This is a genomic window from Pseudomonas putida (genome assembly GCF_025905425.1).
GTDB lineage: Bacteria > Pseudomonadota > Gammaproteobacteria > Pseudomonadales > Pseudomonadaceae > Aquipseudomonas > Aquipseudomonas putida_AF.
In genome coordinates this window covers 5316002-5328997 of sequence record NZ_CP109603.1, presented here as the reverse complement: position 1 = coordinate 5328997, position 12996 = coordinate 5316002, and the positions used below count along the sequence as shown (strand labels likewise).

The 12996-nt window shown below is 60.9% G+C and carries 12 protein-coding genes; 7 read left to right on the top strand and 5 right to left on the bottom strand.

The features are described from left to right. Window positions 1-199: 199 nt before the first annotated feature. Window positions 200-1804: a tyrosinase family protein gene (locus tag OGV19_RS24000; protein ID WP_264310941.1), complete on the top strand. Its 1605-nt coding sequence runs from the start codon at window positions 200-202 to the stop codon at window positions 1802-1804. Window positions 1805-1849: 45 nt separating this feature from the next. On the opposite strand, the gene OGV19_RS23995 is transcribed toward OGV19_RS24000, so the two are convergent. Then, window positions 1850-2572: a copper chaperone gene (locus OGV19_RS23995; RefSeq protein ID WP_264310940.1), complete on the bottom strand. Its 723-nt coding sequence runs from the start codon at window positions 2570-2572 to the stop codon at window positions 1850-1852. A gap of 390 nt (window positions 2573-2962) precedes the next feature. Here OGV19_RS23995 and OGV19_RS23990 point away from each other — a divergent pair, with 390 nt between their 5' ends. The 6 genes from OGV19_RS23990 to OGV19_RS23965 all read left to right on the top strand — a co-directional run bounded on the left by OGV19_RS23990 (window position 2963) and on the right by OGV19_RS23965 (window position 8056). Further along, a complete protein-coding gene (locus OGV19_RS23990) occupies window positions 2963-3739 on the top strand; it encodes an L-arginine-binding protein AotJ (protein ID WP_264310939.1) in 777 nt (258 codons plus the stop codon). A gap of 25 nt (window positions 3740-3764) precedes the next feature. After that, a complete protein-coding gene (locus OGV19_RS23985; protein ID WP_264310938.1) occupies window positions 3765-4454 on the top strand; it encodes an ABC transporter permease in 690 nt (229 codons plus the stop codon). A gap of 12 nt (window positions 4455-4466) precedes the next feature. Next, window positions 4467-5165 carry an ABC transporter permease gene (locus OGV19_RS23980; RefSeq protein WP_264310937.1) on the top strand — a complete coding sequence of 233 codons (699 nt, stop codon included), beginning with the start codon at window positions 4467-4469 and terminating at the stop codon, window positions 5163-5165. A 9-nt stretch (window positions 5166-5174) separates the two neighbouring features. Next, window positions 5175-6287 carry a succinylglutamate desuccinylase/aspartoacylase family protein gene (locus OGV19_RS23975; protein ID WP_264310936.1) on the top strand — a complete coding sequence of 371 codons (1113 nt, stop codon included), beginning with the start codon at window positions 5175-5177 and terminating at the stop codon, window positions 6285-6287. A 19-nt stretch (window positions 6288-6306) separates the two neighbouring features. Continuing rightward, window positions 6307-7071 (top strand): ABC transporter ATP-binding protein, encoded by a 765-nt coding sequence (locus tag OGV19_RS23970; protein ID WP_264310935.1) that lies wholly within the window; start codon window positions 6307-6309, stop codon window positions 7069-7071. A 79-nt stretch (window positions 7072-7150) separates the two neighbouring features. Beyond that, window positions 7151-8056, top strand: a complete 906-nt coding sequence (locus OGV19_RS23965) for a MurR/RpiR family transcriptional regulator (RefSeq protein WP_264310934.1) — start codon at window positions 7151-7153, stop codon at window positions 8054-8056. Window positions 8057-8264: 208 nt separating this feature from the next. Here the strand turns inward: OGV19_RS23965 and glmS are convergent, their stop codons facing one another. The 4 genes from glmS to OGV19_RS23945 all read right to left on the bottom strand — a co-directional run bounded on the left by glmS (window position 8265) and on the right by OGV19_RS23945 (window position 12966). Then, window positions 8265-10100 carry a glutamine--fructose-6-phosphate transaminase (isomerizing) gene (gene glmS / locus OGV19_RS23960; RefSeq protein WP_264310933.1) on the bottom strand — a complete coding sequence of 612 codons (1836 nt, stop codon included), beginning with the start codon at window positions 10098-10100 and terminating at the stop codon, window positions 8265-8267. Window positions 10101-10102: 2 nt separating this feature from the next. Next, window positions 10103-10879 (bottom strand): DeoR/GlpR family DNA-binding transcription regulator, encoded by a 777-nt coding sequence (locus tag OGV19_RS23955; protein ID WP_264310932.1) that lies wholly within the window; start codon window positions 10877-10879, stop codon window positions 10103-10105. 182 nt (window positions 10880-11061) lie between these two features. Beyond that, window positions 11062-12429 (bottom strand): bifunctional UDP-N-acetylglucosamine diphosphorylase/glucosamine-1-phosphate N-acetyltransferase GlmU, encoded by a 1368-nt coding sequence (gene glmU / locus OGV19_RS23950; RefSeq protein WP_264310931.1) that lies wholly within the window; start codon window positions 12427-12429, stop codon window positions 11062-11064. A 117-nt stretch (window positions 12430-12546) separates the two neighbouring features. Beyond that, window positions 12547-12966 carry a F0F1 ATP synthase subunit epsilon gene (locus OGV19_RS23945; RefSeq protein WP_016489909.1) on the bottom strand — a complete coding sequence of 140 codons (420 nt, stop codon included), beginning with the start codon at window positions 12964-12966 and terminating at the stop codon, window positions 12547-12549. Window positions 12967-12996: the final 30 nt, after the last annotated feature.

Sequence of the window (12996 nt, the reverse complement as noted above, 5' to 3'; positions counted from 1 at the left end):
GGGAGCTGGCTTGGGGTTGAATGGACCCTCACCGCAGGGCAGCAAAAGCCGTACTCAAAGGGCGCCTACGCGAGCTCCCCTCACCACAGGATCAACCGTCTGGCGCCCGCCCAGGCAGATTTTTACAACCCGGATATGCTGGACGATGGAGCAGTAAACCCCCGAGTTTTCGGGACCAGTGGCAACAAGGAGGTTCACCATGTCATCCACCCCGCGTGTCCGTCGTTCGCTCAGCGATATCCAGGCCGACTACGACCAAGGCAATAAAGCAGAACTTGAAAACCTGATCCGTGCCTGGAAGGGCATCAAGGATCTCCCCGCTAACGACCCCAACTCATTCTTCACCCTCGGTGGCCTGCACGGCGAGCCCTTCCGTGACCAAGGCAAGACCGACCCCAACTGGTGGGGTGGCTACTGCCAGCACGGGACGGTGCTGTTCCCAAGCTGGCACCGCGCCTACCTCTGGCGCCTGGAAGAAGCGTTGCGCAGTATCCCCGGCTGTAACGACGTGACCTTGCCATTCTGGGATGAATGCAGTGAGCAATCACGGGAAAAAGGCATCCCTTCGGCCCTGACCCAGGAGTACTTCGTGCTCGACGGCCACAAGATCGAAAACCCCCTGCGCTCATTCGTGTTCCCCCAAGCCATTACCGACGAGGTCAAGGACACCCCGATCATCTACAGCAAGCCGGAAGGCTATGAGACGGTGCGTTACCCGCTGTCCGGCTTGGTCGGTACTGATGAGGACCGCGCCAAGACCGACGCACACAATGCGCAATTCCCTGACGCTGAGCAGAACATCGGGTACCTCAATGACAACATCAGTACCTGGCTGAACGGCAAGATCAAGATCGGTGGCAAGTGGCGTGGTGAGGTGTTCACCCGCTTCGAAAACTGCCTGGATGCCCCGACCTACACCCTGTTCTCCAATACCACCTCGGCCGCCGCGAAAAACAAATCCGACCCCGCAGGCCCTCACCATGTATCCCTGGAAGAGCCGCATAACTTCATGCACCTGGCAGTCGGTGGCTTCGATTACCCAGGCCAGGGCAACAGTTCGGCGATCCCGGGTGCCAACGGCGACATGGGCGAGAATGAGACCGCGGGCCTGGACCCGATCTTCTTCTTCCACCACTGCTTCATCGACTATGTGTTCTGGACCTGGCAACGCCGGCAAGGCGCGACCGATGAATTCAGCATCGATGCCAGCGACCCTGGCGCCAGCTATTACAAACCCGCTGACGTGCAACCGCCAGCAGGGGCCGCAGGCCTGGACCCGAACGCTATTCTTAGCCTGGACACCACGCTCGACCCGTTCGTGAAAGCCGACGGTAGCCCCTTCACCACACGGGACTGCTTCAACATCGAGACCCAGCTGGGCTATGGCTACGGCAAAGGTTCCCTGGACGCCTACGTCCAACCCACCCAGCAGCTGCTGTTCAAAGCCGAGGCCGTGCAGCCCGCCGGCAAGACCTTGCGGGTGAGCCGTATCAACCGGGGCAAGATCCGCGGATCGTTCCTGATCAGCGCCTACGCCAAGGTCGATGGCAAGCGTGAGTACCTGGGTACCCGGCCGATTCTCAGCCGTTGGCACGTGGAAGGCTGCATGAACTGCCAGACCCATCTGGAAGCCACCGCCACCTTCAAGCTGCCACTCAACGCTGATAACTCGGCGATTGATGAAAGCACTATCGAGGTGCAAGTGCAGACCCGTGACACCGTCCTGAAGCAGCCACAGGGGACAAGGCTCAACAGCAGCAACGCCGCTGCCACAGACGGGCCGTTCAAACTGGAGACCTACTGAACCACCGCCGGCGCAGCGCCCGAAGCCTGGTTTCGGGCGCTGCTCTCAGGCGCTTGAGCACGTTCGGTCTATCTGACCCGGGTGGGCGGCCCTGCGCTCATGGGCAATGATGATTGCCCCGGCGATCATCACGGGCAGATGAACCGCCGGCAGGCAAAACGCAATCAGCATCAACGGCCAGCAGGTGGCGCAGCACCACACCCCATGCATCGCCCCCATTGCCAGTGGGTTGGCGACTTTTTCGCGCCGATGGCAGCGCGCAAGGCAACGTGCCCTGATCGTGCACAACTGCCACCCCCCTGCCCCGATCAGCGCCAGCAACCCTGCCACGAGTTGCGAGCCCGTGAAGGAAACCAGTAACAACGCAACGATGAGCAGCAGTGCACTGCCCGCCAGCCACACGCAAAAATACCCCAGCAGGAATGCCGTGACAGCAGGCCCACCTTGGTAGGGGCTTGATTGACGCCACAGATGCGCCAATGGCCCCTGCAGCGCGGGGAGCATCATTGCGACCAGCATCAGCCCCACCGCACCGGTGAAGACGGCGATGTCCATGCTGGAGTAATAGAGGCGCACGTTCAGCCATCCCTCGGTGAGCATCGAAGGCGAGCCGGAAATACAAAACGATTCAAGATCGTGGTGGCTGTCGTCACTGAGCGCCATCAACACAAATGCCACGAGGCTGGCAGCCCATAACGCACACTTGAGCGGGTCATTGCAGGTGTCGCGCACCCATGCTGGCAGGGGTGCATTAGCCTGGCGCGCCATGAGACGACCTCCCTGTCATCGGCTACACGGCCTGGCTCATTGCCTGTGCCGCGCTAGTGAATATAGAGCAGGTTACAAAGGCTCGCCGATATGCCGACTGATGGTGGCAGGGGTCGGCGTGTCGCGGACCTCAGCCTGGGTGGAAGGTGCCAGTGGCCAGGTAACTGTTGAAAGCCTCATTTACTCCTCTATCCCACCTATCGCGTCGGCTTCGATAGCTGAGCCACAGTGACCTTGTTCGGCCACTTCGGACAGCCACTTGCCGCTGTGAGCGATACGTTTATTTCCATTTAATTTGATTTGTGAAATTAAACGTGTCATTTTTTTCCTGCCGAGCCGCACCCCTCCCGGGCACCGGCCGGTACCGCCCTATCCACCGGAGTCAAGAATATGAACAAGACCGGACTTCTAGGCGCACTGACACTCTGTGCCTGCAGCGCATTGGCCCAGGCTGACGAAGGCAGCCTGCGCATTGGCATCGAAGCGGCTTACCCGCCCTTCTCCTATCGCACCCCGGAAGGCGAAATTGCCGGCTTTGACTACGACATCGGCAACGCACTGTGCGCGCAGATGCAGGTCAAGTGTCAGTGGGTAGTCCAGGAATTCGACGGGATGATCCCGTCGTTAAAAGTGCGCAAGATCGACGCGGTGCTGTCTTCAATGTCGATTACTGAAGATCGTCTCAAATCGGTCGACTTCACCGACAAGTACTACCACACCCCCGGTAAGTTCGCGATGAAGGCCGGCAGCCAGGTCAACGACCCGGCACAGGACCTCAAAGGCAAGAAACTCGGCGTGCAGCGTGCATCCACCTACGACAGCTTCGCTACCGAGCAACTCGAAGGTGCCGGGGTCGAGGTGGTGCGCTACGCCGCACAGAGCGAAGCCTTCCTCGACCTTGTAGCGGGGCGGTTGGACGCCACCCTCGCCGACATCGTCAATACCGAAGAAAGCTTCATCAAGACGCCCGCAGGCCAAGGCTTTGCGTTGGTCGGGCCGGACATCAACGACCCTCGATACTTCGGCCGCGGCGCAGGCATTGCCGTGCGCAAGGGGGACACCGCCAACCTAGCGCGCCTGAACGCCGCCATTGCCGCAATCCGCGCCAACGGCACCTACCAGCAGGTGCAGGCCAAGTACTTCCCATTCGATATCTACGGCCAATAAACCCCGGCTGACGAGGACCTTCATCATGCTTCACGGCTACGGATCGAGCATTCTCGATGGCGCGTGGTTAAGCATCAGCCTGGCCTTGATGGCGATGGCTCTGGCCATCAGCCTCGGCCTGATCGGCGCGGCCTGCCGGCTGTCACCGCTGCGCTGGCTGGCCGCCCTGGGCGAGATCTACACCACGGTAGTGCGCGGTATCCCAGACCTGGTGCTGATCCTGCTGGTGTTCTACGGCGGCCAGGATCTGGTCAACCGCCTGGCACTGGCGCTGGGCTACGAGCAGTACATCGACATCAACCCGTTCATTGCCGGGGTCGGCACCATGGGTTTCATCTTCGGCGCCTATCTCTCGGAGACCTTTCGCGGGGCTTTCCTCGCCATTCCCAAAGGCCAGGTCGAAGCAGGTGCCGCGTACGGCATGGGCAGCCTGCAGGTGTTCTGGCGCATCAGCGTGCCGCAACTGGTGCGCCTGGCGCTGCCGGGCTTCACCAACAACTGGCTGGTACTGACCAAGTCCACCGCACTGATTTCCGTGATCGGCCTGCAGGACATGATGTTCAAAGCCAAGAACGCGGCCGATGCCACCCATGAACCGTTCACGTTCTTCCTCACCGTGGCAGGCCTCTACCTGCTGCTGACCAGCCTGTCGCTGTTGCTGCTGCGCCGTGTGGAAAATCGTTATTCGTTCGGCATCAAAGCCGCCGAACTGTGAGGGGAGGTTTGCATGATGCTTGACTACCAACTGATCTGGCAGAGCCTGCCGCTGTACCTCAATGGCATTGCGCTAACCCTGAAAGTGCTGCTGATTTCCCTGGCCTGCGGCCTGGCCCTGGCGATTCCGCTGGCATTGATGCGCGTGTCACGCAATTGCCTGCTGCGCTACCCGACCTGGCTCTACACCTATGTAATCCGCGGTACACCGATGCTGGTGCAGTTGTTTCTGGTGTATTACGGCCTAGCTCAGTTCGAGCTGGTGCGCCAGAGCCCGCTCTGGCCGTATCTGTCCAGCGCGACGTTCTGCACGTGCCTGGCGTTCGCCATCAACACCAGCGCCTACAGCGCCGAGTTGCTGGCCGGCAGCCTGCGTGCCACACCACGGGGCGAAGTCGAAGCGGCACGCGCCATGGGTATGTCGCGTCTGGCCCTGTACCGGCGCATCCTGCTGCCGTCTGCCCTGCGCCGGTCGCTGCCGCAATACAGCAACGAAGTGCTGATGATGCTGCAGACCACCAGCCTGGCGTCGATCGTTACCCTGGTCGATATCACGGGCGCGGCCAAAACCTTCAACGCCCGTTACTACCTGCCATTTGAAGCATTCATTACCGCAGGGCTGATCTACCTGGCCCTGACCTTCCTGCTGGTACGCCTATTCAAAGTGGCCGAGCGCCGCTGGCTGGCCTACCTCGCCCCACGCAAGCACTGAGGAGCTTCCATGCAGAAAATCGACCATACCCTGCCCTGGAGCGCCTGCGGTACGCAACGCACCCTGAGCGTGTTTCGCTTCGGTAACGGCCCGCGCAAAGCCTATATCCAGGCCTCGCTGCACGCTGACGAATTGCCAGGCATGCGCGTGGCAGTGGCATTGAAGGCCCGCCTGGCCGAACTGGAGGCGCAAGGGCGGCTGACTGGCGTAATAGAACTGGTGCCGCTGGCCAACCCGATTGGCATCGGCCAGATGTTCCAGGCCACCCACCAGGGCCGTTTCGAGTTCAACAGCGGCAAGAACTTCAACCGCGACTTTCCGGCACTGACCGAAGCGCTGGTCAAGCGCCTGGAAGGTCAGCTGGGCGAGAACGGCGAAGATAACGTCGCCACCATTCGCCGTGCCATGCACGACATTCTCGGCGAACTGCCTGCGGCGCAGTCAGAGCTTGACGCCCTTCGTCGGCTGCTTCTGCAGCATGCGTGTGATGCCGACGTGGTGATCGACCTGCACTGTGATTTTGAATCAGTGATGCTGCTTTATGCACTGCCACAAAACTGGCCCCGCTTGCGCTCGCTGGCGGCACGCCTGGGCGCTGAAGCGGCGCTGCTTGCCGAGGACGCCGGTGGCAACGCGTTCGACGAAGCCTGTGCTTTGCCGTGGGTAAAGCTGCCCGAACATTTTACCCAGGCGAACATCCCGCTGGCCTGTATTGCCACCACCCTCGAGCTGCGCGGCATGGCCGATACCGAACGCGAACGGTGCCAGGCCGATGCTGAACACATTCTTGCCTACCTGGCTGATCAGGGCTTGGTCAGCGGCCCGTGGCCGCCGGCACCAACCCACTGCTGTCAGGCCACACCGTTTGCCGGCGCCCAGTATGCCTATGCCGAACACCCGGGCGTGGTCAGCTACCTGCAACCCCTGGGGGCGCAGGTCAGAACCGGCGACCCGCTGTTTGAAGTCATCGACCCGCTTAGTGACCGACACAGCGTTGTCAGGGCCAGCACCGACGGTGTTCTGTATGCCCGCGAACGCCTGCGCTTCGCCCAACCAGGCCTATGGCTTGCGAAAGTAGCCGGCAGCCTGCCTATTCGCCACGGTCGCTTGTTCAGCGACTGACACCAACGAGTATCCTTTGATGAACAAACTGGAAATTCACGAGCTGCACAAAAGCTACGGCAACCATCAGGTACTCAAGGGCGTTTCGCTGCAGGCCAAGGCTGGTGATGTGATCAGCATCATCGGCTCCAGCGGCTCAGGCAAAAGCACTTTCCTGCGTTGCATCAACCTGCTTGAGCAACCCAATGCAGGGCAGATCAAGGTCAATGGCGAAGACTTGAAGTTGCGCTCCTGCCCTCGCGGCGGGCTGCGCGCCGCAGACCCGGGCCAGCTGCAACGCCTGCGCTCACAGCTGAGCATGGTTTTCCAGCATTTCAACCTTTGGTCGCACATGAGCGCCCTGGACAACGTGATGGAAGCCCCGGTACATGTGCTGGGCATGGCCCGCAAGGAAGCCCGTGAACGAGCCGAGCACTACCTGCACAAGGTCGGTGTCAGCCACCGCCGTAGCGCCTATCCGGCGCACATGTCCGGCGGCGAGCAGCAACGCGTGGCGATTGCCCGGGCGCTGGCCATGGAGCCGGAAGTGATGCTGTTCGACGAGCCGACCTCGGCGCTCGACCCCGAGCTGGTTGGCGAGGTATTGAAGGTGATGCAGGCGCTGGCACAGGAGGGCCGCACCATGGTGGTGGTGACCCACGAGATGGGCTTTGCCCGGGAGGTCTCCAACCAGGTCATGTTCCTGCACCAGGGGCTGGCCCTGGAGCGCGGCAATCCGCGGGAGGTGCTGGCCCGGCCACAGTCCGAGCGCTTGCAGCAGTTTCTTGCTGGTAGCCTGAAGTAAAGGACCAAGAGCCCCCCGGCTGCGGCCTAGGGGGCCCTTGAGATACACTGCGCCAATCTTCCAGGGAGCCTAGTGCAGGATGCCCAGCCATTCAAAGCAAACCACTGTCTATGCCTCACCGGTCATGCGCAAGCTGTCGGAGAGCCTGCACGACCTGCCGCCTTCGTTGCGCAAGGTCGCTGATTACATCCTGCGTCATCCACTGAAGGCCGCTACCCTCACCATCGAAGAGCTGGCCCAGGCTACTGTGACTTCACCAGCAGCGGTCAACCGACTGGCCAAGGCCGTGGATCTGGGCGGCTATACGGGCATGAAGGCTGAACTTGTAGCGACCTTGCAACAGATAGTCTCGCCCGTGGACAAGCTACGCAACGAGCTGGCCCAGCGCCCCAGCGGCGAGTTCGGCCTACATGAGCAAATCCAGAGCGCCAGCAGTAACTTGGCTGCAGCGGGCAGCAACAATCAGGCCGACACGTTAGAAGCCTTCATTAACAGCTTAACCTCGGCCCGCAAAATTTATGTGCTAGGTTTTGGCAACAGTGTCTACCTCGCCGGTCTTGCGGCCTCGACATTGGTGCCGTTTTGCAAAGATACCTGTGCTATCAGCATGGAAGGCGGAAACGAGAATGCCGCCTATCGCCTGGCTGCAATTACCAAGCAGGACGTGCTGCTGGCGATTGCTATGCCGCGTTACTCCCAAGATACTCTCCAGTTGTCGCGTTTTGCCCGCGAGCGCAATGCCACAGTGCTGGCGATTACCGACTCGCCCGCTTCCCCCCTGACAGCCATTGCACACCATGTATTGTTCGCGCCTGGCGATCACCCGGTGCTGACCAGTTCCAACATTGCTGTGCTAGCCCTGATCGAAGGCCTGGTAGCTGGTGTCATGGCACGAAATAAGGAAGCCGTGAAGTTAGCGACAGAGCTAACCGAAAGCGTGATGTCCTATCTGCACCTACCCGGCAACAAGATATCCAAGAAATAGGACTACAGCGAGCACCGTAGTTCTTCCAACGTGCGGGCTGCGGGCTGTCGCCTTGTCGCAGGGATTCCCAGACTGCTCTCGCTGACAAGCGAAGCGGCTATTGCGGAGCAACGGCATAGCCCAGAAACGGAAAACCCCCGTAGAAACGGGGGTTTACGCGTTGTGTCAAACTTTATTCTTTTGTGTCACTTCAAGTGTTGCCCGTTGGTTATTCCACCGTCACCGATTTCGCCAGGTTGCGCGGCTGGTCAACGTCGGTGCCCTTGAGCACGGCCACGTAGTACGACAGCAGCTGCAGCGGAATGGTGTACAGGATCGGTGCCAGGGCGTCAGAAATGTGCGGCACCTTGATCACGTGGGTCCCTTCACCGTTGGTCATGCCAGCCTGTTCGTCGGCGAACACCACCAGCTCACCACCACGGGCACGCACTTCCTGCAGGTTGGACTTGAGCTTCTCCAGCAGTTCGTTGTTCGGCGCCACGGTAACCACCGGCATGTCGTTATCCACAAGCGCCAGCGGGCCGTGCTTCAGCTCGCCTGCCGGGTAGGCTTCGGCGTGGATGTAGGAGATCTCCTTGAGCTTGAGCGCACCTTCCATCGCCACCGGGTACTGGGCGCCACGACCCAGGAACAGGGTGTGGTGCTTGTCAGCGAACAGCTCGGCGATCTTCTCGACGGTCGCGTCCATGGCCAGTGCCTCGCCCAGACGGGCCGGCAGGCGACGCAACTCTTCAACCAGCTCGGCTTCCACACCGGCTTCGAGGGTGCCGCGCACTTGGCCCAAGGCCAGGGTCAGCAGCATCAGCGAAACCAGCTGGGTGGTGAACGCTTTGGTCGAGGCAACGCCGATCTCTGGGCCGGCCAGGGTCAGCAGGGTCAGGTCGGATTCACGCACCAGCGAGCTGATGCCGACGTTGCAGATCGCCAGGCTGCCGAGGAAGCCCAGCTCCTTGGCGTTGCGCAGGGCAGCCAGGGTATCGGCGGTTTCACCGGATTGCGAGATCGAGACGAACAGGGTGTCGGGCTGCACCACTACCTTGCGGTAACGGAACTCGCTGGCCACTTCGACCTGGCATGGGATGCCGGCCAGGCCTTCGAGCCAGTAACGGGCAACCATGCCGGCGTGGTAGCTGGTACCGCATGCGACGATCTGCACGTTGCGAACCTTGGCGAACAGTTCGGCGGCGTTCGGGCCGAAGGCCTGGACCAGCACGTTGTCCTTGCCCAGGCGGCCTTCCAACGTACGCTGGACCACGCTTGGCTGCTCGTGGATTTCCTTGAGCATGAAGTGGCGGTAGGTACCCTTGTCCGCCGCTTCAGCGCCTTCGTGGTACTGCACGGTTTCACGCTGGACCTTGTTGCCGGCCTGGTCCCAGATGCTGACCTGGTCACGGCGGATTTCAGCGATGTCGCCTTCTTCCAGGTACATGAAGCGGTCGGTGACCTGGCGCAGAGCCAATTGGTCCGAGGCCAGGAAGTTTTCGCCAAGGCCCAGGCCGATCACCAGTGGGCTGCCGCTGCGAGCAGCTACCAGGCGGTCAGGCTGTTTAGCGCTGATCACCGACAGGCCATAGGCGCCATGCAGGCGCTTGACTGCGGACTTGAGCGCGTCGGTCAGGTCTGGAACAGTCTTGAGCGTGTGGTGGATCAGGTGGACGATGACTTCGGTATCGGTCTGCGACGTGAACACGTAGCCCAGGTCTTTGAGCTCTTCACGCAGCTCTTCGTGGTTCTCGATGATGCCGTTGTGCACAACCGCCACATCACTGCCCGAGAAGTGTGGGTGAGCGTTGCCTTCGGTCGGCGCGCCATGAGTAGCCCAACGGGTGTGGGCGATACCCAGCTGGCCGACGAGCGGCTCAGCAGCAACGGCGGCTTCCAGCTCGCTGACCTTACCGATACGGCGGCGACGCTCCAGTTCACCCTGCTGGCTGTAAACGGCCAGGCCGGCACTGTCGTACCCGCGGTATTCGAGGCGCTTGAGGCCTTCGATCAGAATGGCTGTGATATTACGCTCGGCTACGGCACCAACGATTCCACACATGTTTATTGCTCCTGGCTGATCGCGGCGCAAATCAGGTTGATGCCGCGGGCTTGAATGTGTTCGCGTGCCGCTGCGGGCAGGCGTTCATCTGTAATTAGGGTATTCACACTGCCCCAGGGCAGCTCGAGGTTAGGGATCTTGCGCCCCACCTTGTCGGACTCGACCATCACGATCACTTCTCGGGCCACCTCGGCCATGACCCGGCTGAGCCCAAGCAGTTCATTGAAGGTGGTGGTACCCCGGTTGAGGTCGATGCCATCGGCACCGATGAACAGCTGATCGAAATCGTATGAACGCAGCACCTGCTCGGCCACTTGGCCCTGGAACGACTCGGAGTGTGGGTCCCAGGTACCACCGGTCATCAGCAACACCGGCTCATGCTCCAGCTCGCTGATGGCACGGGCCACGTTCAATGAGTTGGTCATCACCACCAAGCCAGGCTGCCGGCCCAGCTCAGGAATCATGGCCGCTGTCGTGCTGCCGCTGTCGATGATGATCCGCGCATGTTCGCGGATACGCCCTACCGCAGCGCGCGCAATGGCCTTCTTGTAGGCGGACACAGGCTGGGTAGGTTCGCCAAGCAACTCTTGTGGCACCGGCACCGCACCGCCGTAGCGACGCAGCAGCAGGCCATTGGTTTCCAGGGCGGCGAGGTCTTTGCGAATAGTGACTTCCGAGGTTTCGAAGCGCTTGGCCAACGCGTCCACACTGACCTCACCCTGCTCGCTGAGCAGGGCCAGGATATTGTGGCGGCGTTGAGGCGTGTTACGTTTCGACATGAGTGCTTAAGTTTCGATTCGAAAGATAATAGGTGCAATCAAAACCTAAGACAGTGATTTCGTCAAGCCTGACGTGGTGTGGATAACTCCCTAGGGCCCGCTACGCGCGGTCATATTACAGCCAAAAAAAAAGCCGACCCGTTCACACAGGTCGGCTTTCGATCGAAACAACTGTGTATAACTCAGCTCTTCGTGATCTTCTCCGGCCGCTTCCAGCCTTCGATATTGCGCTGGCGCGCACGGCCTACAGCAAGCTGGCTCGCTTCTACTGTCTGGGTGATCGTCGAACCGGCAGCAGTGGTGGCGCCGGACTGGATATCCACAGGGGCCACCAACGAGTTGTTGGAACCGATGAACACGTCCTCACCCATCACGGTCTTGAACTTGTTGGCGCCATCGTAGTTGCAGGTGATGGTGCCAGCGCCGATGTTGGTGCGTGCGCCGATTTCGGCATCACCCAAGTAGCTCAGGTGACCCGCTTTGGCGCCTTCACCCAGGTGGGCGTTTTTCAGCTCGACGAAGTTACCCACATGGGCCTTGGCGTCCAGCACGCTGCCTGGGCGCAGGCGGGCGAACGGGCCGGCATCGCTGCCCTCGCCCATCACGGCGCCTTCGAGGTGGCTGTTAGCCTTGACCACCGCGCCTTTGCGCAGGGTGGTGTTCTTGATGACGCAGTTAGGGCCGATCTGAACATCGTCCTCGATGACCACCTTGCCTTCGAGGATCACGTTGATGTCGATCAGCACGTCACGACCAACGGTCACTTCACCGCGCACATCGAACCGCGCCGGGTCGCGCAGGGTGACACCCTGGGCCATCAGGCGGCGGCCAGCACGCAGCTGATAGTGGCGCTCAAGCTCGGACAGCTGGCGACGATCGTTGGCGCCCTGCACTTCCATCGGGTCATGAGGTTGCTCGGTGGCAACCACCAGGCCGTCGGATACCGCCATGGCGATGACATCGGTCAGGTAGTACTCGCCCTGGGCGTTGTTGTTCGACAAACGGCTCATCCAGTCCGCCAGACGCGCGGCTGGCAGGGCCAGAATGCCGGTGTTGCCTTCCTTGATCGCTTTCTGTGCATCGTTGGCATCCTTGTGCTCAACGATGGCCGTTACCTTGCCCTGCTCGTCACGCACGATACGGCCGTAGCCGGTCGGGTCTTCGAGGGTGACAGTGAGCAGGCCCAACTGCTGGTCGTTGGCCTTGGCCAACAAACGCTGCAGGGTTTCGACTTCGATCAACGGCACATCGCCGTACAGTACCAGCACGGTGTCGGCGCTCAATGCCGGCAGCGCCTGGGCAACGGCGTGGCCTGTGCCCAGCTGCTTGTCCTGCATGACGAAGTTCAGGTCGTCAGCTGCCAGGCGCTCACGCACCTGCTCGGCACCATGGCCAATGACCACGTGGATACCTTGCGGCTGGAGCTGGCGAGCGCTGTGGATAACATGGCCGAGCATGGAATTGCCGGCAACCGGGTGCAGCACCTTGGGCAGCGCCGAGCGCATGCGGGTGCCTTGGCCGGCGGCGAGAATAACGATATCGAGTGACATTACTGGCTACCAATCCTGGGCGGTCAGTGAAATGACCGGAGAAAATCGAAAAAAGAAAAAGGGTAGCCGAGGCTACCCTTTTACTCAATCGCAACAGAAGTCATCAGCCGGGGCCGATTACTTGCCTTTGCGCATTTGCTGGACGGTACGCAGCTGAGCTGCGGCCTCGGCCAGACGTGCGGCGGCGGCGCCGTAGTCGAAGTCCGCGCCTTTCAGATTCAGGGCGTTCTCGGCAGCCTTGAGGGCTTCCTGAGCCTGAGCTTCATCCAGGTCTGCAGCACGTTGCACGGTATCGGCAAGCACCTTGACCATGTTCGGCTGAACCTCGAGGAAACCACCAGAGATGTAGAACACCTCTTGGGCGCCACCCTGCTTGGTCAGCGTAATCGGACCTGGCTTCAGATTGGTGATCAGCGGCGCGTGGCCTGGAGCGATACCAAGATCACCCAGGTTACCGTGCGCAACCACCATCTCGACCAGACCGGAGAAAATCTCTCCTTCCGCGCTGACGATATCGCAATGGACTGTCATAGCCATCTGCTTGCCTCAACCTGATAGCGCCCCTTG

Coding starts and splice junctions, on each gene's coding strand:
- glmU (WP_264310931.1), bottom strand. CDS start 12,429: ATGTCACTCGATATCGTTATTCTCGCCGCCGGCCAAGGCACCCGCATG.
- OGV19_RS23955 (WP_264310932.1), bottom strand. CDS start 10,879: ATGTCGAAACGTAACACGCCTCAACGCCGCCACAATATCCTGGCCCTG.
- OGV19_RS23980 (WP_264310937.1), top strand. CDS start 4,467: ATGATGCTTGACTACCAACTGATCTGGCAGAGCCTGCCGCTGTACCTC.
- OGV19_RS23990 (WP_264310939.1), top strand. CDS start 2,963: ATGAACAAGACCGGACTTCTAGGCGCACTGACACTCTGTGCCTGCAGC.
- OGV19_RS23965 (WP_264310934.1), top strand. CDS start 7,151: ATGCCCAGCCATTCAAAGCAAACCACTGTCTATGCCTCACCGGTCATG.
- OGV19_RS23970 (WP_264310935.1), top strand. CDS start 6,307: ATGAACAAACTGGAAATTCACGAGCTGCACAAAAGCTACGGCAACCAT.
- glmS (WP_264310933.1), bottom strand. CDS start 10,100: ATGTGTGGAATCGTTGGTGCCGTAGCCGAGCGTAATATCACAGCCATT.
- OGV19_RS23945 (WP_016489909.1), bottom strand. CDS start 12,966: ATGGCTATGACAGTCCATTGCGATATCGTCAGCGCGGAAGGAGAGATT.
- OGV19_RS23985 (WP_264310938.1), top strand. CDS start 3,765: ATGCTTCACGGCTACGGATCGAGCATTCTCGATGGCGCGTGGTTAAGC.
- OGV19_RS23995 (WP_264310940.1), bottom strand. CDS start 2,572: ATGGCGCGCCAGGCTAATGCACCCCTGCCAGCATGGGTGCGCGACACC.
- OGV19_RS24000 (WP_264310941.1), top strand. CDS start 200: ATGTCATCCACCCCGCGTGTCCGTCGTTCGCTCAGCGATATCCAGGCC.
- OGV19_RS23975 (WP_264310936.1), top strand. CDS start 5,175: ATGCAGAAAATCGACCATACCCTGCCCTGGAGCGCCTGCGGTACGCAA.